This is a genomic window from Clostridium sp. BNL1100 (assembly GCF_000244875.1).
In the GTDB taxonomy this organism is placed as follows: Bacteria; Bacillota; Clostridia; order Acetivibrionales; family DSM-1351; genus Ruminiclostridium.
On the sequence record NC_016791.1, the window covers coordinates 3,741,565 to 3,762,754 of the forward strand.

17 protein-coding genes and 1 pseudogene are annotated in these 21,190 nt (G+C 36.9%); 5 read left to right on the forward strand and 13 right to left on the reverse strand.

Annotated elements, in window-relative coordinates; translation table 11 throughout:
• Window positions 1-55 precede the first annotated feature (55 nt).
• Window positions 56-757 carry a thioesterase domain-containing protein gene (locus CLO1100_RS15840; protein ID WP_014314779.1) on the reverse strand — a complete coding sequence of 234 codons (702 nt, stop codon included), beginning with the start codon at window positions 755-757 and terminating at the stop codon, window positions 56-58.
• A gap of 307 nt (window positions 758-1,064) precedes the next feature.
• Here CLO1100_RS15840 and CLO1100_RS21355 point away from each other — a divergent pair.
• Window positions 1,065-1,412, forward strand: a pseudogene (locus tag CLO1100_RS21355) (hypothetical protein).
• 15 nt (window positions 1,413-1,427) lie between these two features.
• Here CLO1100_RS21355 and CLO1100_RS15845 read toward each other — a convergent pair.
• The 6 genes from CLO1100_RS15845 to CLO1100_RS15870 form a co-directional block, all read right to left on the reverse strand.
• A complete protein-coding gene (locus CLO1100_RS15845) occupies window positions 1,428-1,940 on the reverse strand; it encodes a ClbS/DfsB family four-helix bundle protein (RefSeq protein WP_014314780.1) in 513 nt (170 codons plus the stop codon).
• A 163-nt stretch (window positions 1,941-2,103) separates the two neighbouring features.
• Window positions 2,104-3,003, reverse strand: coding sequence for a HAMP domain-containing sensor histidine kinase (locus tag CLO1100_RS15850; RefSeq protein WP_014314781.1), 900 nt, complete (start codon window positions 3,001-3,003; stop codon window positions 2,104-2,106).
• 17 nt (window positions 3,004-3,020) lie between these two features.
• Window positions 3,021-3,776, reverse strand: a complete 756-nt coding sequence (locus CLO1100_RS15855; protein WP_014314782.1) for an ABC transporter permease — start codon at window positions 3,774-3,776, stop codon at window positions 3,021-3,023.
• A complete protein-coding gene (locus CLO1100_RS15860; protein WP_014314783.1) occupies window positions 3,769-4,692 on the reverse strand; it encodes an ATP-binding cassette domain-containing protein in 924 nt (307 codons plus the stop codon). The genes CLO1100_RS15855 and CLO1100_RS15860 overlap by 8 nt, the downstream gene beginning before the upstream one ends.
• A gap of 89 nt (window positions 4,693-4,781) precedes the next feature.
• The gene (locus CLO1100_RS15865) at window positions 4,782-5,474 is read right to left on the reverse strand and encodes a response regulator transcription factor (RefSeq protein ID WP_014314784.1); all 693 of its coding nucleotides are present in this window, start codon (window positions 5,472-5,474) and stop codon (window positions 4,782-4,784) included.
• 232 nt (window positions 5,475-5,706) lie between these two features.
• On the reverse strand, window positions 5,707-6,984 hold the full coding sequence (locus tag CLO1100_RS15870; protein WP_014314785.1) for an endo-1,4-beta-xylanase: 1,278 nt from the start codon (window positions 6,982-6,984) through the stop codon (window positions 5,707-5,709).
• A gap of 711 nt (window positions 6,985-7,695) precedes the next feature.
• On the opposite strand from CLO1100_RS15870, the gene CLO1100_RS15875 reads away from it, so the two are divergent.
• The 4 genes from CLO1100_RS15875 to CLO1100_RS15885 all read left to right on the forward strand — a co-directional run bounded on the left by CLO1100_RS15875 (window position 7,696) and on the right by CLO1100_RS15885 (window position 10,746).
• Window positions 7,696-8,430 carry a GntR family transcriptional regulator gene (locus tag CLO1100_RS15875; RefSeq protein ID WP_014314786.1) on the forward strand — a complete coding sequence of 245 codons (735 nt, stop codon included), beginning with the start codon at window positions 7,696-7,698 and terminating at the stop codon, window positions 8,428-8,430.
• A gap of 172 nt (window positions 8,431-8,602) precedes the next feature.
• The gene (locus CLO1100_RS15880; protein WP_014314787.1) at window positions 8,603-9,652 is read left to right on the forward strand and encodes an SIS domain-containing protein; all 1,050 of its coding nucleotides are present in this window, start codon (window positions 8,603-8,605) and stop codon (window positions 9,650-9,652) included.
• A 32-nt stretch (window positions 9,653-9,684) separates the two neighbouring features.
• Window positions 9,685-9,813, forward strand: a complete 129-nt coding sequence (locus CLO1100_RS21290; protein ID WP_278244368.1) for a hypothetical protein — start codon at window positions 9,685-9,687, stop codon at window positions 9,811-9,813.
• An 84-nt stretch (window positions 9,814-9,897) separates the two neighbouring features.
• Window positions 9,898-10,746, forward strand: coding sequence for a PIG-L family deacetylase (locus CLO1100_RS15885; RefSeq protein ID WP_014314788.1), 849 nt, complete (start codon window positions 9,898-9,900; stop codon window positions 10,744-10,746).
• Window positions 10,747-10,859: 113 nt separating this feature from the next.
• Here the strand turns inward: CLO1100_RS15885 and CLO1100_RS15890 are convergent, their stop codons facing one another.
• The 6 genes from CLO1100_RS15890 to CLO1100_RS15915 form a co-directional block, all read right to left on the reverse strand.
• Window positions 10,860-16,076 carry an Ig-like domain-containing protein gene (locus CLO1100_RS15890; protein WP_014314789.1) on the reverse strand — a complete coding sequence of 1,739 codons (5,217 nt, stop codon included), beginning with the start codon at window positions 16,074-16,076 and terminating at the stop codon, window positions 10,860-10,862.
• Window positions 16,077-16,107: 31 nt separating this feature from the next.
• Entirely contained in the window at window positions 16,108-17,415 is a 1,308-nt protein-coding gene (locus tag CLO1100_RS15895; protein WP_014314790.1) for an S-layer homology domain-containing protein, read from the reverse strand.
• An 81-nt stretch (window positions 17,416-17,496) separates the two neighbouring features.
• On the reverse strand, window positions 17,497-18,225 hold the full coding sequence (locus tag CLO1100_RS15900; RefSeq protein ID WP_014314791.1) for an SIS domain-containing protein: 729 nt from the start codon (window positions 18,223-18,225) through the stop codon (window positions 17,497-17,499).
• Window positions 18,226-18,377: 152 nt separating this feature from the next.
• Window positions 18,378-19,748 (reverse strand): NTP transferase domain-containing protein, encoded by a 1,371-nt coding sequence (locus CLO1100_RS15905; protein ID WP_014314792.1) that lies wholly within the window; start codon window positions 19,746-19,748, stop codon window positions 18,378-18,380.
• Window positions 19,749-19,786: 38 nt separating this feature from the next.
• Complete coding sequence (locus CLO1100_RS15910) at window positions 19,787-20,011, reverse strand: hypothetical protein (protein WP_014314793.1); 225 nt, start codon at window positions 20,009-20,011, stop codon at window positions 19,787-19,789.
• Window positions 20,012-20,052: 41 nt separating this feature from the next.
• Complete coding sequence (locus CLO1100_RS15915; protein WP_014314794.1) at window positions 20,053-21,171, reverse strand: MupG family TIM beta-alpha barrel fold protein; 1,119 nt, start codon at window positions 21,169-21,171, stop codon at window positions 20,053-20,055.
• Between the last annotated feature and the right edge of the window lie 19 nt (window positions 21,172-21,190).

Below are 21,190 nucleotides of genomic sequence, written 5' to 3' on the forward strand. Positions count from 1 at the left end.
TGTTAATTAATTATATATCTGTAATACTTTGATTTTGATATGATTTATTTAGCTATTATAATAAATAGCTTAAATATTGAATAATTACTTCTGATACCGTATTTACATTATCAAGTAAAAAGAAATGCCCCCCATCAAACTCTACAATATTAAATCTTTTTTTAGTTAAGTTACTCCATCCTCCCAGTTGGCCCATGGTTAAAGGGTCACTTTTACCGCCTAGAACAGTTAAATTACAATCTAATATTCCCCCTTTAAATATATAATTTTCAACTATATTAAAATCTGCTCTTAAGACAGGTAAATACTTTTTCTTAACATCCTCGTTATTCAGATATCTACTATATAGCCCTCCAATCTCTTGTATCTTTTCTTCAAATTCCTTATTATTTAATTTTTGTAAACTGTTGCTTTTAGAACTAATAGACGGTGTCACATTACCTGAACATATCAAATGATTTGGCAGTCGGAGCCCCTCTTGCTTTATTTTGAAATAAAGTTCAAAGGCTAACCAACTCCCCATGCTATGTCCAAAAATAACATACGGGTCTTCAGAAATTTCATCAGCAATTTGATTATACAAATCATATACTGCTTCTTCCATGTTCTCACAAAATGTCTCCTCAAAACGTCTTCCACGTCCCGGTAACTCTAAATTGTGAACATCCATATGTGACAGTAATTTGAACCTAAGTTTTGAATACGATGCCATGGAACCTCCCGCATGGGGTATACAAAACATTTTTAAACTTTTCATAATTTATCATCGGCCTTTCGACTAGTAACCCAACATAAAGCTTTCAAAAGTGGGAATTATAATTACCTTTCTAAATATATTTTTTGTGGACATCATTTTCTTTTTATATATTTTATGTAAATAAAAGAATTACTTTCCATATTTGTTATAATAATAATTTATAATATTTGTAGACTGCTGTCAATTTATTTTGAACGGTAGGTCTAATTGGTAATTTTTGTAATAATTAATTGCCTTTTAATTAATTGCCACTCATATATAACATATGTTACTATTAACCTATTTTATATATAAACGAGATGTGATTATGTCAATACAATTAGCCATATTAGGAATACTGAGCTGGACGCCTCAACAGGCTATGAGCTAAAAAAGCTTTTTGAGGATTCCTCCTTCAAAGAAAATATATACGATAACAGAAGAAGGACTTAAAGAACTAAAAAATTGGCTTTTGTCATCACCAGAGGCTCCTGAGATAAAGAAGAAGACATTTTTGGTACAGTTCGCTTGGTCGGATATGCTAAGTAATCAGGTATTATGGTATTAAAGCTGCTGCTATTATTCCTCAGGATACAATTCAAAAAGGCCGATTTAAAGAAATGGCCCTTGAAACCAACAAAGTAATCATTTTAGGTTGTATGAAAGTAAAGAATAAGTTGAAAAATGGCTTTTAAAATAGACCGTTCAGTTTTTTCCACTTTCTGATTTTGGTACGAAATGACTTGAACGGTGCCACCGTATTAATGTGTACCCACTTCCAAATGGGCCATCTGGACGGAGTTGAAGATGCCCATTTTCTAACATCTTGAGTAAAAAGTTCTTCATGAGAAAAACTATCCACCCAAGTAATCATTTGTTCTACAGAGGTTGAAAATAATTCTTTTAATTCCATCAGCGAACAAGCTTTGTACTTTATATAAAAACTTTCATATAAGTCTCCAAGTTGATTCCATTTATATTCAGCATTTGGAGTTGTTACTTCTTTTCCGTCAAGTTCATCTTTATCCCAACTTAAAATTAAGTTCATCCATCCAAGTTGGTATGCAATCATCTGAGAAGGAGTACGCTCTACACCATCTATAAGCTTATTTTTTTCTTCTTCATTTATTGAATCAAAATCATCAATAAAAAGCTTGGATGTTTTTTTAATTGCAGTAATTAATTCCTGCTTATTTGCATACATGAGTTACCTCCGCTTTAAGAGTGGGTTTTTAATCTGTTATATATTCTGGTAACTGTATTTATAACTCCTATTAAAAAAACTACAAATAAAAATATCATTACAGCCGGCCAAAGGCCAAAAGCATATGAATATAATCTTTTTTCATCTTAAATCCCCTGTACCTCTAAATTTTGAAAGTTATATCTATAATTAGAAACGAATCCTCAACATATGCTTCAATCTCACCCTTCATTTTTGCAACCAAGTTTTTAACAATAGCCAAACCCAATCCCGTAGTTTTCTTAGTTCTGGATTTATCAGCAGTGTAAAAGCGCTTAAACAAATTATCAACATCCAAACTATCTAAATTGGGCACATAATTTCTAAAGCTAATTATTACCTGAGTTCCTTCCTGTTTTACTAAAATGGATATACCACCGGTTCCATGATTTAAATAGTTCTTAATCAAATTCTGAAAGACCCTTTTTAAGGCATCCTTATCCGCTGGGATATAAATAGGTTTAGAAGGTATTCGTATACTTGGCTCTTCACCTTTTGACAGGAAATCATAATAAAACAGAGCAATGACATCTGTCAGCACATTGCTCACATTAGTTTTTTTGAGCTGTATTTTATATTCTTCCGATTCAGTTCTGGTAAATTCAAAAAAATCATCCAGCATTTTAACTAATGTATTAATACGCCCTCTGATTACGCTGTAATATTCGGATTTCTTTTTTGCCGGCGTTTTCTCCGATTCCAACATCTGCACATACCCGGAAATAGATGTTAGTGGTGTTCTTAAATCATGAGATATGTTGGTTATCTCCTCTTTAAATTCGTGCTGTGCCTTTGAAATGGCAGCTTTTTCAGTCTTATAATAGTCAATTATATAATTTAATTGAGTTGCCAGTTCATTAGTTTCCTTGGTTTTAAGTTGGAGGTTTATTTTCATATTTGTTACATTATATCTAATAAACTGAAGTCTTGAAGCAATTTCTCTAATCTGCCTTTTGTAAAGAAAAATATAGGCGGATAGTACGACTATGACTAAAATAAGTACTATAATAATTAACCAAAGCATAAAATCCGCCTCCAAACCTATTTGATATCCTGCTTTTTAAAAGTAAATCCCCCTACACCCGAACACAAAATCAGGTAGCCCAAAGCTGCTGCGATTGCTATCCATATATCCACTACTTGTGGGTGAGGCATTGCGGTAGGCGAAAAATTCATAAGCAGCAGAATTCTTCCAAAGTAGCTATTCCCAATTATTGAACCCAAGGAGCCTAAAATTAAGCTGAAGAATATGGCAAAAGCCATTGTACCTCCAATATTCTTAATTAAAAATGCTATCATGAGAAATATTGAGCCATAAGCTGTATATAATAAGCCTTGAATTAAAAGCATACGGAAAACCAGTAGCATATCTGATATTAAGAAGGAACCATATATTCCAAAAACCAAAATTGATGTAATGACCGTAAATAATATTGCAACAAGCATCATTAAGAGGGAACCAACGGATATTGTGATTAGTTTTGACATATAAATTTTTGTGCGGCTGAAACCCAACGAAACAGGGTCTTTTATTGTTCCCATGTTGTACTCACTTGTTATAAGCATTGTAATAAATATGGCTTGTAGTACAGGCATAAAGTATGGTAGAAAAGCTTTTTCTTTAAAAATCATATATATCCAGTGGAAGGTACTTGGACTAAGCTGCTCTTTTATATGTGAAGATGAGCTAAAATCTATTATAATATAGGCTACAACTGCTGCAAGTATCCCTAAACAAATATAAAAGGATTTGCATCGCCTTAATTTATAGAAATCTGCTGCTAATAAATTAAGCATTGTTATTACCTCCCATCAATTTCATAAAATAATCTTCCAAATCATTACCCTTGGATTCAATTGAATATATTTTTACATTACTTTTTGCAAGTTCCAGGCAGATTTCACCTGACATATCAATTAAATCATAAAGCTTAATTATGTTGTCAGGCTGCACCTCATAATTTGTTGTTTTAAAAATGTCCTCCAGAATAAAAGAAGCCATTGAACTGTCGCTTACCTTTAACCTAAGGTACCTTCTACATTTTAGCTCCAATTCTTTTGCTGTAAATTCCTCCACTAACGTACCATTATTAATTACCCCATAACGTGTAGCCAGTTTAGACAGTTCCCCTAATATATGGCTTGATATTAGTATTGTTATCCCCTGTTCTTCATTGAGTCTTTTTAAAAGCTTTCTCATCTCCACAATGCCCTCTGGGTCAAGTCCGTTTATAGGTTCATCAAGTATAAGAAAATCAGGATTTCCAAGCAGCGCAAGAGCCAAACCCAAACGCTGCCTCATCCCTAAAGAAAAATTCTTAACCTTTTTCTTACCCACCTCCGATAATTCTACTGTTTCCAATATGCTATGAATAACTTTTTTATCGGGTATTCCCAGTAGCTTGCCTCGGAGCTCCATATTCTCATATGCAGTAAAATCAGTATATAAAGCAGGATGCTCGATTATGCTGCCAATTCTAGGCAATCCGGCATTAATAATTTTTCCACTCTTATGTGCGAACAATTCTATTTCACCGCTTGTTGGTGTAACAAGGCCTGTAATCATTCTGATGGTTGTCGTTTTACCGGCACCGTTTCTGCCAATAAAACCATATATATCTCCCTTTTTGATTTTCATATTTAAATTACTAACTGAAATAATTTCTCCGTACTTCTTGGTAAGTCCGAAGGTTTGCATAATATATTCAGCCAACTTAAGCACTCCCTTTCTTTAGATTATGACCTTATTATGATGTATAGGGTTTAAGAATCAATAAAATAAGTCTAAAGAAAGTCTAAAATTTACTCACTCATCTTAAAGCCTATTCCCCAAACAGTTTGTATGTATTCTTCTGAAGGGTTTGCTTTTGCAAGCTTTAAGCGAATATTACTAATATGGACATTTATAGTATTCTCATCTCCAAAAAATTCGTCATTCCATACATGCTCGTAAATATTCGATTTACTAAACACCTTGTTCGGATATTTCATCAATAATTCAAGAATTAAAAATTCCCGTTTAGTGAGGCTTACAGGAATTTGTCCAACCTGTACCAAGTAGGTTTCTGTATCTATTGATACATCTTTATAGGTTAATTTATTATTTCCAACGGGAGAGCTTGAAAACTGGTTATTCCTTCTCAGCTGTGCTTCAATTCTTGCAAGCAGCTCCTCATTATTAAAGGGCTTTACAATATAATCGTCAGCACCGGACTTTAACAGATTTATTGTGGAATCCTTATCGCTCTTTGCTGAAAGTCCGATAATGGGAACATTACTGTGTTTTCTGATTTCCATTAGCACCATCTCACCTGCCAGCCCCGGAAGCATAAGGTCTAAAAGTATCAAATTTATTTTTTTGTCAAATACCATTAAGGCTTCAGTTCCTGAATAAGCCTGCTTTGCATTGTAGCCATTCTGTTTAAGTAAGTCACAAATCATATTACTAATATCTGTATCATCTTCTATAACCAATATTAAATTTCTATCATCCATTTGCTCTTAACACCTGCCTAAATCAATTTATGTATTAAGCTACTTTTCTAGTTTATCACTATTTAAAGCTATTACTCCTTATTTACCGAAAGGCTTTTAAGCAGCATTATTATAACATATCTTCTTAAAGAGATAACAACAATAGGATAACAAAATAATGGGTAGCGGGAACGTCTAAGGCAGGCGTTCCCACTACCCATTATTGGGAAATGACACAATCAATTAACTCTTATTACACTTGTGCAGGGAATTTTGTTATAAGTCCAATCAGATATTGCTTCATAACAGCGAAATCTAAGGCATCTATTGATCCGCTGGCATTTACATCTGCAGCGACCAAACCATTTTCAGATGGGAATTTGGTTATTGAACCCAGCAGATATTGCTTCATAAGTGAATAATCTATAGCATCAACACTGCCACTACCATCAAGGTCACCATATACTACTGTTGGTGTAGGGGCTGTAGCGAGAGCAGCTTGCATTGCATAATAAGACGGTTTCGGATTATAGCTTTTGTCAAAGATTAGAGCATTGTCTCTGCCTTGGAACGTATTCGGTACCCATGAATATTTGTCTGTAAAGCCCCAAACCTGAATAGCCTTTACTGCCGGCTGTGCCATACATTTCTCTATAATATTCTTATAGTAGCTGGCTTGAGTTTGAAGTTCTGCCGATGTAGTATTGCTGGATACACGTACATCCATCTCAGTTATGTATATCTCAAGGCCTAAATCTGCAAAACGTTGCATATTCTTGGCAAAGTCATTATAGTCAATTGCGTATTGTATATCTAAATGCATTTGGAAACCAATGCCATCTACAGGTATGCCACGGCTCTTAAAGTCTTTGAGCATCTCATAGGCAGCGTTGGACTTAGGTCCGGTATACTCAAGATTGTAATCGTTGTATACCAGCTTGGCAGCAGGGTCAGCGGCACGAGCACGGATAAATGCTTTCTCTATAAAGCTCTTACCCATAGTTCTATACCAGAAGGAATTTCTGTAGCTTCCATTATCCTCAAAAACTTCATTAGCCACGTCCCATATTGGAATCTGGCCTTTATAACGCCCCATTACCTTGTCAATATGATTGTTCAGGGCAGACTCCATAGCGCTGGCACTAAGATTCTGTATCCAGCCTGGAGCTTGATTGTGCCAAACAAACGTGTGACCATGAACCGTATAATTGTTAGTTTTCGCCCAGTTTACAAGCTTATCCGCTTCAGTAAAATTAAAACTATTTTGTGAAGGTTCTAAAGCATCCCATTTCATACAATTTTCTGCTGTTACCAGATTAAATTCCGGAGTTGCAGTGCTGAGAAATGTGGAAGCATCTGATAATGTTGTAAAACCACTGGGGAATTCAGTTCCCACCATAACCTTGCTTTGAACATCCTTTAACCTTTTACCTGTGGGAGTAGCGGCACTAACCGTAGACGAACAAACCATCAGCGCTGTCATTAAGACAGCAAGCGCCACTGATAAGGATTTAAAACTGTTTTTTTTCATAAATCAACTCTCCTCTTATTTTAATATTGTACTTGTGCAGATACCGTATCTGCCCTTGCTAACCGTTGCTCGATTCTGTATTCTTTGTCCCACCGCCATTTATGACTCAATTACAAATCAGCAGCGAATCTAGTTATCATCCCAAGCTTGTTTTTCTTCAGGCTGTAAAGACGGAGCTCAATATTTCCACCGCTGGTTGCAAGGCTACTTGTGTTAAACAATACTGCGCCGGTATTAAATCAACATCCTTTACCTACTTTTCTTAAACATTCACCTCCATTCTTATTAATTTTCTTTATATTCAAATCTGAGATTTCACAAAGGACCCGGTTAACCGGCAGTATCCGCATCTTTTGCTTCTCATTTTTGAAACATAGGTTTTAATTTTCAGGATATTCTCTACTGTTATGGAAAATGGCACAATGACAAGAGTTTTGTTTGTTAGTTTGAATTAAATATCCGATGCATCGAATAAATAAATTGATTAGAAAATGTAACTATCAATAGTTCATTTAAATGTAACTATATTATACTATATTTGGGGCCAATTTCAAATTATCCCTTTATTTTTTTGTGGTTGTGAATTAACTAAAAATCTGTAGCAGCTTCGGTGACCCTACCACTCCGGTCTAGCCTTTTTTTTGATTGTATGTTAATATTTTTTTGAAGAAGTAGTATATAAAATATGTCAGATTATAAAGGCGTGAAAAAATGTATATTGATAAAAAAAGCCCTATTCCGGCTTATTATCAGCTAAAAAACAAAATTATCGAAAAGATAAACAGTGGAGAGTATGCTGAAAATTCCCTGATTCCATCTGAAAGAGAATTGAGCGACTCTCTAGGCATCAGTCGTATGACTGTTCGCCAGGCATTGACACAATTGGTACAGGAAGGCACATTGTACAGGGAAAAAGGTAAAGGAACCTTTGTTTCAAAATCCAAGATAGCACAGAGAAACATTACAAGTTTTTCCCAAACTGTCAGGAACAAAGGTATGCTGCCAATGACCAAAGTTCTTCGGCTCGAAAAGATAAAAGCACCGGATAACATTCTGAAAATACTGGAGTTGGAAGACAATGATTTGGTTTACAATGTTAAAAGATTGAGATTTGCCAGTGACAAACCTGTGGCAATAGAAGAAAACTTCATACCGGAAAAATACTGCCCTAACTTGGATGCCCAGGATTTGACAGAGTCACTTTACAAGATATTGACAGAAGAATATTCTTTTAAAATTGATTACCTTGAAAATGTCATAGAGGCGGGCAAAGCATCTGTTGAAGATAAGGAACTGCTGAAAATTGCCTCCGGTACCCCTGTTTTAAAAATCAGCTCTGTTGTTCACACTGATTCCAACCTCAAATTACTTTATGAAGACTCTAAATACCGTTCTGATGAGTATAAATACAATGTCTTGGTTTATAATAATAAAAACCCCCAATAACGAAGCGGTATCCTTCACCTAACGAGGCTGGTGGACATATATTGCCTCGTTATTGTTTTATCATAAAATGAGCTTGACTTTATAGCAGTCAAATGCTAAATTATAATTAACTGGTATATACCTCTATACATATAATAATTATAATAAATACATAAGATTGCGAGGAATGGTTATGACAAATACAACAAAAATGTGGCAAGAAATACTGGAACAACCAAGTGTTTTAGAAAGGTGCAAGGGTTCAAGCGAAACTGTTATCTCCAACATAGCTGAGCACTTGAAAAAACAACATATTGACTCTGTGGTAATTGCAGCAAGAGGTACTTCAGATCATGCAGGAGTATATGCAAAATATATTATCGAATATGCTCTGGAAATACCGGTATCACTGGCTGCTCCTTCAATATTTACTACCTACGGCAAGAATGTAAATATGAAAAATAGCCTAGTAATAGGAATATCCCAGTCCGGCAAGGCTGCTGACGTACTTGAGGTTATAAAGAGTGCAAATAAATGCGGAGCAACAACTGTCAGTATCACTAATGATACTCAGTCTCCCCTTTCTGCTGAATCAATGTTTCATCTTTACTGTAATGCAGGTCTTGAAAAAAGTGTAGCTGCAACAAAAACATTTACATCACAGCTATATCTTATAGCTCTGCTGGTTGCTGCATGGTCAGGTAATGAGGATATAAAAAAGGAACTGTCTCTTATTCCCCAAAACATCACCAAAGTCATTGAAACTTCTGCCGAGCATATTAAAAACAAGGCTGAACGGTATCTATACATGAATGAATGTTTTATTCTTACCAGAGGAATGAATTATTCTATAGCCCTTGAAGCAGCACTAAAAATCCAAGAAACCTCTTACGTTCGTGCAAAAGCCTATGCAGTATCTGATTTTCATCACGGCCCATTTGCTATGATTGACAAGGATATGCCGGTTTTTGTATACGCACCCGAAGGACCTGCTTTAAGGGATATCATTGAAATGATTAACAAACTGAAGGAATCCCAAGCCGAAATTATAGTTATTTCGAATAATAAGGAAGTACTGGAAATGGGTAACTGTTCCTTTGAAATTCCACAAACCGATAATGATATGATTTCCCCGTTCTATAATGTGGTTATAGCCCAGATGTTTGCATGTAACCTATCGCTGACAAAAGGCTTGAACCCGGATTGTCCCAGAGGTCTTAATAAAGTAACAATTACTAAGTAACAGGAGACATATTATGGATATAAGCTCCAAATTTGTTCTGTTTAGAAAAAGAGTTCCATCCTGCTGTTACGGCTCTGGCAAGAGCTATGCACCTGAATGATACCAGAATCTTGGGAATTTCCAGAGTTGGCTTCAGCAATATCCTTGCATCTGCCGGATGAATCAAACAGAGGAGTGGGCCAGTCCATTACCGCTGTAAGTTTTCCCGATGCATTTTAACGTATACAAGAAAGTGAGTGATATATATGAAATTAAAAAACAAAGGTGCTGAATTCTACGTTCCGGATAACAAGCAATTAAGTGAAGCTATTAGCAGAACTACTTATATGGCTATCTCCGCACATCAGGACGATATTGAATTTATGGCTCAGGCTGGTATTCTGGAATGCTTTGGCAAAGAAGATAAGTGGTTTTATTCCGTAGTTGTAACAAACGGTGCAGGCAGCCCAAGGGATGGCCTGTATGCCGAATATACCGATGAACAGATGCAAACAGTAAGAAAGCTTGAACAGAAAAAGGCTGCCTTTGTGGGTGAATATGGAGCCTTGACACTGCTTGACTATCCCAGTTCTGATGTGAAAAGCCCCAACAATACAGATATAGTCAACGAACTAAAAGACTTGATTTCTGCTGCCAAGCCAAAGGTTATTTATACACACAATCTTGCCGATAAGCACGACACCCATTTAGGTGTAGTTACAAAGGTTATCCATGCGTTAAGAGAGCTGCCCGCTGACGTTCAACCGGAAAAGCTGTACGGCTGTGAAGTCTGGAGAAGCCTTGACTGGGTTAATGATGAAGAAAAAGCGGTATTTGATGTTTCTGAACACCCGAATATATCAGCCTCACTTCTCGGTGTTTTTGACTCACAGATATGTGGCGGAAAGAGATATGATTTAGCCACAACGGGCAGAAGACTGGCCAATGCCACCTACTATGCCTCACATGGAACAGATATGGCTTCTTCTCTGATGTATGCAATGGATTTAACCCCTTTAATTCAAAATCCAAACATGGATATAATGGATTATATCTTTGGATATATTGACAGATTTAAAGCGGATGTTAAAAACAGACTTTCAAATGTACTTTAATTTCGGAAATTAATCTTTTTTAATAATGTCAAAACTAAAAACTGCGGCTTGATAGAATTTTTATAATCTATCAAGCCGCAGTTTTTATTAGTAAATCCCTATTAATATCTAAATCATTCAATCATATTGTGGTATCTTCCTAGCCAGTATGGAAGTGTATATGTTGTGGAGCCTTCCATTTTATTAGGATTACCACCTTCAAGCTCGTAGGTGCTTCCATTGAATTTATGCAGATTACGTTCATCCTGTGGTACTACAGTAATATTTCCTGCTTCATCCTTTGAGAGCTCACCGTCCTGTGTTACTCCGGGTCTTCCGGCAGTGTATGCACTCCAGGTTATAGTATCAACAGGGTGACGTTTCAGTGCCCAGGATGCAGTATCAATAAGATTATTACCGTAAGCATCTTTGACTGTTGTTTCAGGATATGCAAGCTGGTAAATATAGTACCAAAGCGGATTTTCACTATATTTCATGGAATTCCACCATGCATCTAAACCTGTTCTGTATTTTCCCAATAAGGTATTGTCGCTTTCCATCTGGAAAATCAGATAGTATGCAAGCATAGCCATCTCTTCATCTGAGTAATTCAGGTTCTGTTGAATCCACTCATTTATCTCTTCCTGATTGTTTGCGTCACAGCCATCTTCTACTGCATAATAAACCCATCGTTCCCAGTACTCTCCTGCAAGCTTGGCATATTCATATGGAGCTTCCAGTGCAAGCATTCTGTATTCGTCTTCCCATCTTTGTTCACCGGTTACATAGCCGGCAAGCTTAAATGCATTTAGAACTACCATTGCACTTAAAGAACAATCTTCCCATGCATAGCTGTTATTGAAATAATCTCTGTCAGTTTTTCCCCAGGTAGTTGACTGTCCTGTTGCATCTTTAAGGCCGTATCCGTTTTCCACATAGTGCAGTGCCAAATTTTTTACTGTGTCTGCGATTATTTGCTTAAGCTCAGGATCTTCGGCACCTAGGACATCATAAGCAACCTTATATATGAAAAGGTGTCCTATTAATTCGTCAGTACTTGTATCAGCTTTGTATATTATGTCATCCTTACTGAAAGGTTGTCCTGTTAATGGATTTGTTACTGTATTGTACAGCTTTGCAAGCCTTTCAGGAACAGTACTACTTGCATCTACGGTAACACCGGCCAAGGTCTCCCATTTTACTTTAGTTGAAGTAGTAGCAAGACATGTAGCAGTATTTCCGGTTACATCATAATAATAACCATCATTATAACTTCCTGCACCAGCGTCTTCACCTTCAAGTCCGGCCAAACGGTAGGTACGTGCTACAAATCCTGAAAGGCTTCTCTTTCTGGTTTCAAACTCTGTTCCGGCAGGGGCTGTACGAGGATCTAGCCAATCCAGAAGGTTAACAGGATTAAATACATCCTGAGCACCTTGAGTGTGGTTTGTTCCAAATCTATCTCCACCTGCCGGTCCTACTACAGGTGAAAATACAGCATAGTTTTTGCCCTTTAGCAATGCATTTCCACTCATTTGATTACTATCATTAGCCATATAACGTACTTTCGCATCAACAGTACCGGTTCTCATTGATATATTACCCAGAAGTAGTACTGCCTCTGCCGATTTGGTAGCTACAGCCTTTGCATCATCAACCATTTGTTGTGTAACAGTGGAATCTCCAGCTTCAAATGCCTTTTTCAGTTCAGCATATCTGTATAATTCTCCAACTCCATACATGCTGGTCCATAAGCCGTCATTATCAGTTTCCTTCGGTCTCCAGCCATTTGATGCTGTAGCATCTCTTGAAGCCTGTGATACCATACCCCTTCTGGAAACATATTTCTGGGACGCATCGCTCATTATGATTGCTTTCTCCTGATAGGACATTGTTTCCATTCTAATATGAGTAACACCACTATCAGAAACTACCCAAAGACCATTATTATTATCGCTGGCAATAAAGCTTATTGTTCCTGCAGGCAGATAACGTTCATTCATGAAATACTGAACCTTGTCTCTGTCATTTTCTTCATTTGCCTGTGTACGTACGATGCCATAGGATTCCACTTTCCATGTGGCACCCTGGGCATCAGTTACCTCTGTAACCCCACCGGTGGAGGTATCAGCAATATAGTTTTTGACTGCTTCAGGTACATTTGCATCTGTACTTGCCTCAGCTAAAGTGTATCTGTCAACAAGCTTCTGAAGATTGTCCTCTGCTGTTGCAGCATTAGTTGCTGTGTAGGAAACAGCAGACTTATTAACCACTCCCTTAGTTGCCGAAGCAACAATATTGATTACTGCTTCTGAGGATATTTTTTCAACTGTAGTTTCGGCTTTTATTGTTACATTTCCGGCAGCTAATGCTGTAACTCTTCCATATTTATCAACAACTGCTTTTGTTTCGTCACTTGAGCTCCAAGTTAATGTCCTGTCAGTAGAACTGCCAGGTAAAATAAGAGTCTCGATTGAGCGTGATTCTCCTACTACCATTTCATAATTCTCAGGAATAGCCATTTTTACCATTCTTCCGTTAATTGGCGCTGCAGAGCTTGTAGACGTAAGGTACATATTTTTGCCCACAAGTCTTTCTGTTGTAGTTGCTGAGTAGCTTGAAGAGGCATTCACATCTGTTGTTAATTTTGCCTCACCATTTTCATCAGTCCTTGCACGACCAATATATTTTCCGTCAGCATAAAAATCTACAATAACCCTTGCAATAGGACTTCCTCCATCTGATGCCTTTAATATCAGATCAACGGATGTGCCGTTTGCTGCCTGTCCACTGGTAAGCTCAGTAGTTAGGTTTTTCTTTGTATAATACTCACCATTAGCCTTCTCGGTTATCATTCCGTAATAACGTCCAAACCAGTAAGACAAGGTAAATACAGTTCCGCAATCCAAAGAGCCGGATGAATAATTACTGTATGATTGAGCAGTAAAGCCTGAATACCTGGTAAACGGATTTGAGTTGTTTTTACTTATATTTCTCTCATCCATCGGAAGTGCATAATTTGTCTGCGATGTAGTTTTGTCTCTTTCACAAGGTTCAATGAAAAATACATCCTGTCTATCGCCTCTTGTATTCAGTGATTGATTTCTGATCTGAGGTGAACGGTAGAAGTATCTCACTGCTGAATTCAAATCAACATTTGTCTTTTCGGGATGTGCCAGCTGATACAGGAAGGTATAGAATGGATTCTCTTCACGCTCTTCCTGATTTTCATACCATTGGTCATAAGCAGAAACAATCTGTGCTTTACGCTGTGGATCTGTTTCCAATATCAGCAAAGAGTATACAGGGAACCAGCCCAGCTCTTCATCGGAGTAATTGACATATTGTGTCCAGTCATTATGAAGTACTGCATTTGCCGTTTTGTTACCTTTAAATTTTTCCTCATATTGAGTCACAGGCACATTATCATTATTATTGTAAGCATCTGTTGCTTGGCGGATGATTCTGCGCTTTGAATACTCATTAGCCATGTCAATATAACCCTTGCCGTTAATATAGCCTTGGTCATTATTTACTCCGCCACCTGAATAGGGGGATTCATAGCAAAGGTCGTATGCAGCTTCATAAGTAGTTACTTTGTCAGCATATTTTACCGGATCTGCATCTTTGGCAATATAGACCGCCGTCTTAAGTGCCGCCATTACTTCAAGTGCATTTAGAGGTCCATCCTCAAATCCGTATGACAAGTGGTCGTTTCCTTCAGTATCCACTCCTACATTAAACTGCCATTGAGGCTGATTCTTCATCATATCCATTCCGTCATTGAAATACTCTGAAAGCCATCTTGACCATTGTGTTGATTTACCGTGTGCATCTACAATATAGTAATGGTCATCCTTTAATATAAGGTCAGTCATATCTGTTGTAGCTTTTACTATAATGTCCTTGAGTTCGGAATCTTCTGCAGTATCACAGAGATATTTGTATGCAGTAAGGAATAATGCATAATGTCCGTCAACCTCATCAGATGAAGTATCCGCTTTGTATACAATCTGTGAGTCATCAATATATCCATCTGCTGCAATTGCACTAGCAGGGAACAAATCATTGAAGAAGGTAGGAATCCTTTCATAAACCGGTGTTGTCAATCTGAATTTGATTTTTGCAGGATCAATATCCGAGCTATTTCCTGACGTCGGACTTGTATTAACACCTTCAACCATTAAAGGGAAAACCTGACCATTGCCAGAAACAATATCTGTACCAAGCTTATTGCCATCAGCTCTTACAGTATTAAATGTAGCAATTGAAGATGGGCTTAATCCGAGACCATTAAACAGGTCTGAACTGGCCAATACCTGAGATCCCTTTTTATTCATAGCATCCTTTGTAATTCTGACTGTTGCTATTCCAATTGGCTCTTTACCTTCCAACTTCATCTCATCAATAATTGGATCCGGATATGTTTCGCTTTCGTTTAACAGCCTTTTTTCAAACCAGAAACCATTTTCTACCTGAAAGTTATTATACATGCCGGTAAGGGGAGCCTCTTCTTTGAGCATATAAGATCTACAAGGGAAACCATTTCCCCGTCCTGAGACAAAATCCAGAAGCAGGACTGCCTTTGTAGCTCTAGTAGCTGCTGCCTTTGCTGCTGCTATTTCCTCATTTTCAGCACCTGTAGCTTTGAGGGTTTGATATCTGAATATTTCTCCCATTGCATACATAGCCGTCCATAAACCGTCATTATCCTGAGTTGATACGTATGAAGAATAATATTCGTCAGTTGCTGCATCATATGAGAAACCGTTGTTTGAGCTAACCATACCACGTCTGTCGTTAATATCATTTACCAGCTTTTCATAAACATAGGTTCTTTCTTGCATTGTTTTTTCAGGCATTCTGATATGAACAGAACCCTTTGCATTTCTTACCCATACTCCTCCGTTATTATCCAGCGCAACACCAGTAACAACGTCATCTCCACCATACGTATATCTTGGACCTGCAAAATATTGTACAATATCTCTCTGGTCAGCTTCTTTGAAGTTAATACGCATCATGCCTTTTTTAGTTCCAACCCAATATGTATCATCGGTATCCTTAACAGCACAGGTAACATCTCCTATAGCTGCCTTTGGCATAAAATTAAGATCGGTAGAACTGGTAACCCAGGTTACTCCTGCCGGAGTCTGTGTATTATAATAATCCATTTCCTTTGTTGGAGCAGAATCCAGCTGTACCGGTGAATATTTAGCTCCTGACGGCGTACCTAATGAACCGCTAGCTGCCATAACCGAAGATGGTGCTGCAAATGCTAAATTTGAAATTAGCATAATTATAGCCAGCGTTAATGCTACCACTTTACTTACGTTTTTAGCCTTCAACATAATAATCCTCCTTTTGGAAAATTTTTGTTTATCATGGTTTTATTTTAGTTACTCCATCAGTTGTAATGACCCAAACGCCGTTACTATCTGCATCATCAACAACCAGCAATACTTTTCCCGAACTTATAGAAGTGTCTGTGTATGAAGTCACTGCATTATTTTCAAGATTAATACGGTCAACTCCACCTGCTGTATAGCCTAACCATAATGTCTTACGATCACTTTTAAGAACTGAGGATGATACGTTTTCCATAGTAGGGAAAATGGATGGCTTAATTGTAAAATCCTTATTAACAAAGGTCTGAGCGTTTGTAAGCGTAGAGCTTATTTCAGTTAAGTTATTGCTTGGAGTATATGTAGGATCCTGTAAAAAATTTATATACTGTTTTACAAGTCCCTGTGAACCCGTATCTGAAAAATCAGTTAATACCTTTTCGTAGGTATATTTTGTAAATGTCGGTTCTGTCGGGTTTGATGGGTTTGACGGGTTTGACGGGTTTGAAGGGTTTGTAGGCTCCGTTGGTGTAGTCGGTGTAGTAGTTTCTTCTTTAATTACAGTTTTGCCCAAAACAACCACTGAACCGGATACTTTTACATCAACAAGTGTTATGGTATCTCCGACACTTGGAGCAACTATCAGATCTCCTGTAATCTCTACACCCTTAATTATAACTCCGGGGCTGTTTACTACTACATTACCCTTTTCTAACGTGGTATAAGTTCCGGGTTTATATATATAGTTAGGGATAACATTTGAAACGATTTTTACTGCTTCTGCACGTGTCAATCCACCATGAGGATCAAATAACTTACCGGGCTTCCCTGATATAAACTCCTTTTCAAATAATGCTGCAACAGCCTCCAGTGCATAACCGGATATTTTATTAGCATCATTAAATGAAGGATTAGAACCTGCATTTTTTATGCTGAATGCCTTTTTTATCATTATAGCTGCATCTTGCCTTTTTATAATGTCATTGGGCATGGCCTTTCCATCATATCCATTCATAACGCCCGCTGAGGCAACAGCAGTTATATGGCTATAAAACCAATCCGATGGTTTTACATCACTGAATACTGCATTCCCTTTGTCATACTTCATTATCTTGTTAAGTACTGCTGCAAATTCTGCTCGTGTTATTTTGTCATTTGGCCTGAACTTTCCATTTGACCCTGTCAGTACCTGTGCATCACTCCATTTTTTAATAGCCTCACCTGCCCAAAATCCCTTGCTTACATCATCAAAGGACTGAGCCATGGAAACTAAAGGAGCACAAGTCAATAGTATGGCCGCAACTACTGCTAAAATAATAGCTTTTTTGAATGAGTGCCTTTTCATTCTTTTTCCTCCTTTAAATTGATTTTATATTCATAAAATGATATATAGAAATTTATATATCATTTTCAAAAATATACAATTTTAAACTCCGTAATATTTTTCAAATAGACCTCTATTCCACTCATCTCCACCATCGATATTTGAACTTTTAAAGACCGCAGGAATTATTCCTTTTAAAGGCAGCTTTTTTGCCAGTAATACTGAAATAAACTGAGCTGCATAGGCTCCTGTAATTGTTGATACAGCGCCCATACATGTGTTAGCCTCCTTCACATAATAACCGGCATCTCCTATTTCTGTACAATTATCAATTACAACATCAGCATATTGATAAAGATACTTTCCGCTGGAATGTCTTGATTTTTCGTTTTCCGATTTTCTAGGATTAGTAAGAGCTATTACCTGTGCCCCCTTCTCCTGTACAAGCTTTGCCAGCTCAACAATCATACCGTTTCTGCCTGAATTAGAGGCTATCAGCACTACATCCCCTTGTTTAACTTTGTATATATGCATAATGACCTTAGCATAATCAGCAACTCTCTCAACCGCAGTACTCTTTAGTGGATGCTCGTGGAGCATAAATTCAGATGGAAGTATAGGGTATACATTTGCAAAACCACCTGCTCTTGTATAGAACTCCTCGGCTATCATATGTGAATGTCCCGTACCTGTAACAAAAAATTTTCCGCCATTAATAATACTGTTAGTTATCATGTCAGCTGCAGCATTCAGGTTATCAATTTGAGTAAGATAAAATTTTTCTATTACATTAATTATGTAGCTGTGAAAATCCTGAAAATACTTTTCCATAAATAGGCTCCTTACACATTGTAATATTGTTTACATAATTTACCATACAGGATTTTGGGTATAAGAAAAAACGCTCAAATTATTCAGAACTAAAAATTTTACTATAATATATAACTTGAAATTTGATTCAGAATTCAGTTTTTATCAACAGCTTACCATCCGTATTTTTCATAACCCCATTTTTTTAATGTAAGCTCCTGCTTAACCTGTATAAGACTGTTTTCTTCAACATCACCAACTAATATAACTCCAGGCCCTACAGCACTGTAAGAGCCTATTTTGCATCCGGGCATCAGAATAGTATTAACTCCTGTCCGACAGTAATCACCAATATATATTGCATCTCCATAGGATAAAGGAATTTCGCTCCTGCCTTTTACCCTCTGGCGCGGATCACTATCATCAAAACGTAAGGTACCACATACGGTAGCTGCACCAATATCAACAAAGTTTCCCAAGGCTCCATACATTTCACAGTAGTGATATAAATATACCTTGTCCATCATTAAGCCCCCAATAAATTCAGAGCCATGATCTAAAATGCAATCTGATCCGATTGATACTCCATCATAAATGTGACAGTAGTTTCTTATTTTTGTATTATCTCCAATAACAGCACTACCGCTAATTATTGCACCATTGTCTATAACAGTGTTCTCACCAACAATAACATTACCTTCTATGAGAACATTGTCACCTACCATAGAGTTTTTCCCAAGCTGAACAAATCCTCTGACAATAGCTCTTTCAGAGATTCTGGCTCCTTCTGCCAGTGTATTCCCCGTCAACTTACCTGTTCTTATTTTGACCATTTGTTCATTTGCCGCCAGCATGTGCCACGGTTTATCTATATCAAAAAAAATACCTTGGCCTTCTACTGCTTTTATTTGACCCTCCTGTACAGGTTTTATAAGACCGGCTTCAACAAAACGTTCTCTTGGAACTCCGACTCCGCACTTTACATTGGGGAAATAATCCGGAGTTTTTGCTATTTGAGATATTATATTAACGTCTAAATTGAAAGCTGCAAACTGGTGAGTTATAAGGCTACCACGATAGTGGGCTCCTATTTCACTTATTCTATTGTCTGTAATCGTTGCTCCTATCCAATTTTTTGAAGTTTCTGACAAAGGGTACAAAAGTGCTGCAGGTTCAACTTCCGAGTAAAGTCTTTCAAGATCGCTTTCGTCAATTATTGTGTCACCATATATTACTAAAATGTTATCATTTGTACACAAATTTGCTCCAAATACAAGGCTGTCAGCACTACCACAATTTTCATCCACACAAACTACATTTATATTTTTAAGAGGTGATAAACAAGCTTGAATTTCTCTTTGGTACAAAACAGAGGTTACTACTACAATATCCTCACACCCTATTTTTGCGAGCTTTTCGGCATTATATCTGATTAAAGGTATTCCCGCAATTTTTATTGTTGTCTTTGATCTTACGGTACTAAAAGGGAACATTTTTCTACCTATTCCGGCAGCAAGAATAATTGCACTCTTTTTTAATGCCATAGCAGCCCCTCCCTCTAAAAACAATTATCTGATTGACATTATGCTGTCATAACCTGAAAGTATAATGCACTTCCAAAATCTTGACTCCTAATAATTTTTTTAGTTAGATCAACAGCAGCTGTCTTTTCCATTTCAGTGATTTCAAATTCTATCTTCATTCCACTCTTTGAAATAAACTCATAATTTACGTTGTCTTCCTTATATGAAGTAAGAGCACCGATGATTTGTTCCCCCATAAGTGCGGAATTGACTATTATTCTCATATTGTCATATCTCCTTTACTATTAGTTAATGTTACCTTATGTTAATATTTAACCAGTTTAAATTTATTACGACCATATTTGATACCTTCTAATAGTCCATTGGCATCCGGATGAACAAAACCCAGTACATTATGTTCTATTGATGGCCCTAGATCCTTAAGATTAATCTGAAGCTCACCCATATAGTGTGATGCATTAGAGTTACAGATTGTTACTGTGTATTTTGAACGGTTAGCACAGTATATTGGAGCCACTTCTACCCCCCTGCTAACTGACGCTCTGATTACTTCTGCCGGTTGATCTATCCTTGCTTTTAACTCCATATTCAAAATTTTCTCTTTTATTGAATTGCTAATATATTGATTAAAAACTACCGGAATTTCTATTGTGGAACTTATTGCGCACTTAGCCATTTTTTCAAGCTCCCTGTCATCTGCCATGGAATCACCAATCAATACATAGTCAAATCCTTCTGCAAAAAGCTCTTGCATTGCTATATGGGGAGGCAAATATCTATGCTTTTCAACCGTTGGAACTCCATTACCATTTCTATGAAGATGCTTTGGCGAGAATTGTGAAGCTACAAAAGCACCCAGCGGTATATCATAGGATTTAAACAATTTGTTTACATCCCTTATTTCTAAAATATCTACCCCTGTACCTGTCAATGGATAGAAGTTGTGACATGCTGTTAAGCTTTTTAAATTGCCTTCTTTTTTAATCAGCTCTAACAAGTTTTTGGTTTCATTATATGTATAGTCGCCCATTTTCCCAGCGGAAGCAGCACTTAATTCTATCTTTATCCCATAGTCATTGTTTGTGATTGTACATATTTCAGCATTTGAAAATCCATCATCAATACGAAGCCTTTCTATACACATGTCCTGCAACGGTTTTAATTTATTTAAGCTGCAGCCTAATGCCTCAAAGATTTCACGATTTATATCAGCAGTTATATGTAAACCAAGTTCATGGCATATATTATAAAGTTTTTTCAACTGATTGCACTCCAGTTTCTTTGAAGCTTCGAAACCATGATTCTCTAGAATTAGTGAGGTAAATACCTTTTTAAACCCCAATCTGCTGGCCTTTGAAAGGTATGTGAATATATCTTCCATTGAGCAAAAATCACTATATACACTTACACCGATTTCTCTCATAGTAAATAGCCTCTCGAAT

What these genes read in the sequence shown, in the direction of transcription:
- CLO1100_RS15840 (WP_014314779.1), bottom strand. Translation starts at nt 757, where the DNA reads ATGAAAAGTTTAAAAATGTTTTGTATACCCCATGCGGGAGGTTCCATG.
- CLO1100_RS15845 (WP_014314780.1), bottom strand. Translation starts at nt 1,940, where the DNA reads ATGTATGCAAATAAGCAGGAATTAATTACTGCAATTAAAAAAACATCC.
- CLO1100_RS15850 (WP_014314781.1), bottom strand. Translation starts at nt 3,003, where the DNA reads ATGCTTTGGTTAATTATTATAGTACTTATTTTAGTCATAGTCGTACTA.
- CLO1100_RS15855 (WP_014314782.1), bottom strand. Translation starts at nt 3,776, where the DNA reads ATGCTTAATTTATTAGCAGCAGATTTCTATAAATTAAGGCGATGCAAA.
- CLO1100_RS15865 (WP_014314784.1), bottom strand. Translation starts at nt 5,474, where the DNA reads ATGGATGATAGAAATTTAATATTGGTTATAGAAGATGATACAGATATT.
- CLO1100_RS15870 (WP_014314785.1), bottom strand. Translation starts at nt 6,984, where the DNA reads ATGAAAAAAAACAGTTTTAAATCCTTATCAGTGGCGCTTGCTGTCTTA.
- CLO1100_RS15875 (WP_014314786.1), top strand. Translation starts at nt 7,696, where the DNA reads ATGTATATTGATAAAAAAAGCCCTATTCCGGCTTATTATCAGCTAAAA.
- CLO1100_RS15880 (WP_014314787.1), top strand. Translation starts at nt 8,603, where the DNA reads ATGACAAATACAACAAAAATGTGGCAAGAAATACTGGAACAACCAAGT.
- CLO1100_RS15885 (WP_014314788.1), top strand. Translation starts at nt 9,898, where the DNA reads ATGAAATTAAAAAACAAAGGTGCTGAATTCTACGTTCCGGATAACAAG.
- CLO1100_RS15890 (WP_014314789.1), bottom strand. Translation starts at nt 16,076, where the DNA reads ATGTTGAAGGCTAAAAACGTAAGTAAAGTGGTAGCATTAACGCTGGCT.
- CLO1100_RS15895 (WP_014314790.1), bottom strand. Translation starts at nt 17,415, where the DNA reads ATGAAAAGGCACTCATTCAAAAAAGCTATTATTTTAGCAGTAGTTGCG.
- CLO1100_RS15900 (WP_014314791.1), bottom strand. Translation starts at nt 18,225, where the DNA reads ATGGAAAAGTATTTTCAGGATTTTCACAGCTACATAATTAATGTAATA.
- CLO1100_RS15905 (WP_014314792.1), bottom strand. Translation starts at nt 19,748, where the DNA reads ATGGCATTAAAAAAGAGTGCAATTATTCTTGCTGCCGGAATAGGTAGA.
- CLO1100_RS15910 (WP_014314793.1), bottom strand. Translation starts at nt 20,011, where the DNA reads ATGAGAATAATAGTCAATTCCGCACTTATGGGGGAACAAATCATCGGT.
- CLO1100_RS15915 (WP_014314794.1), bottom strand. Translation starts at nt 21,171, where the DNA reads ATGAGAGAAATCGGTGTAAGTGTATATAGTGATTTTTGCTCAATGGAA.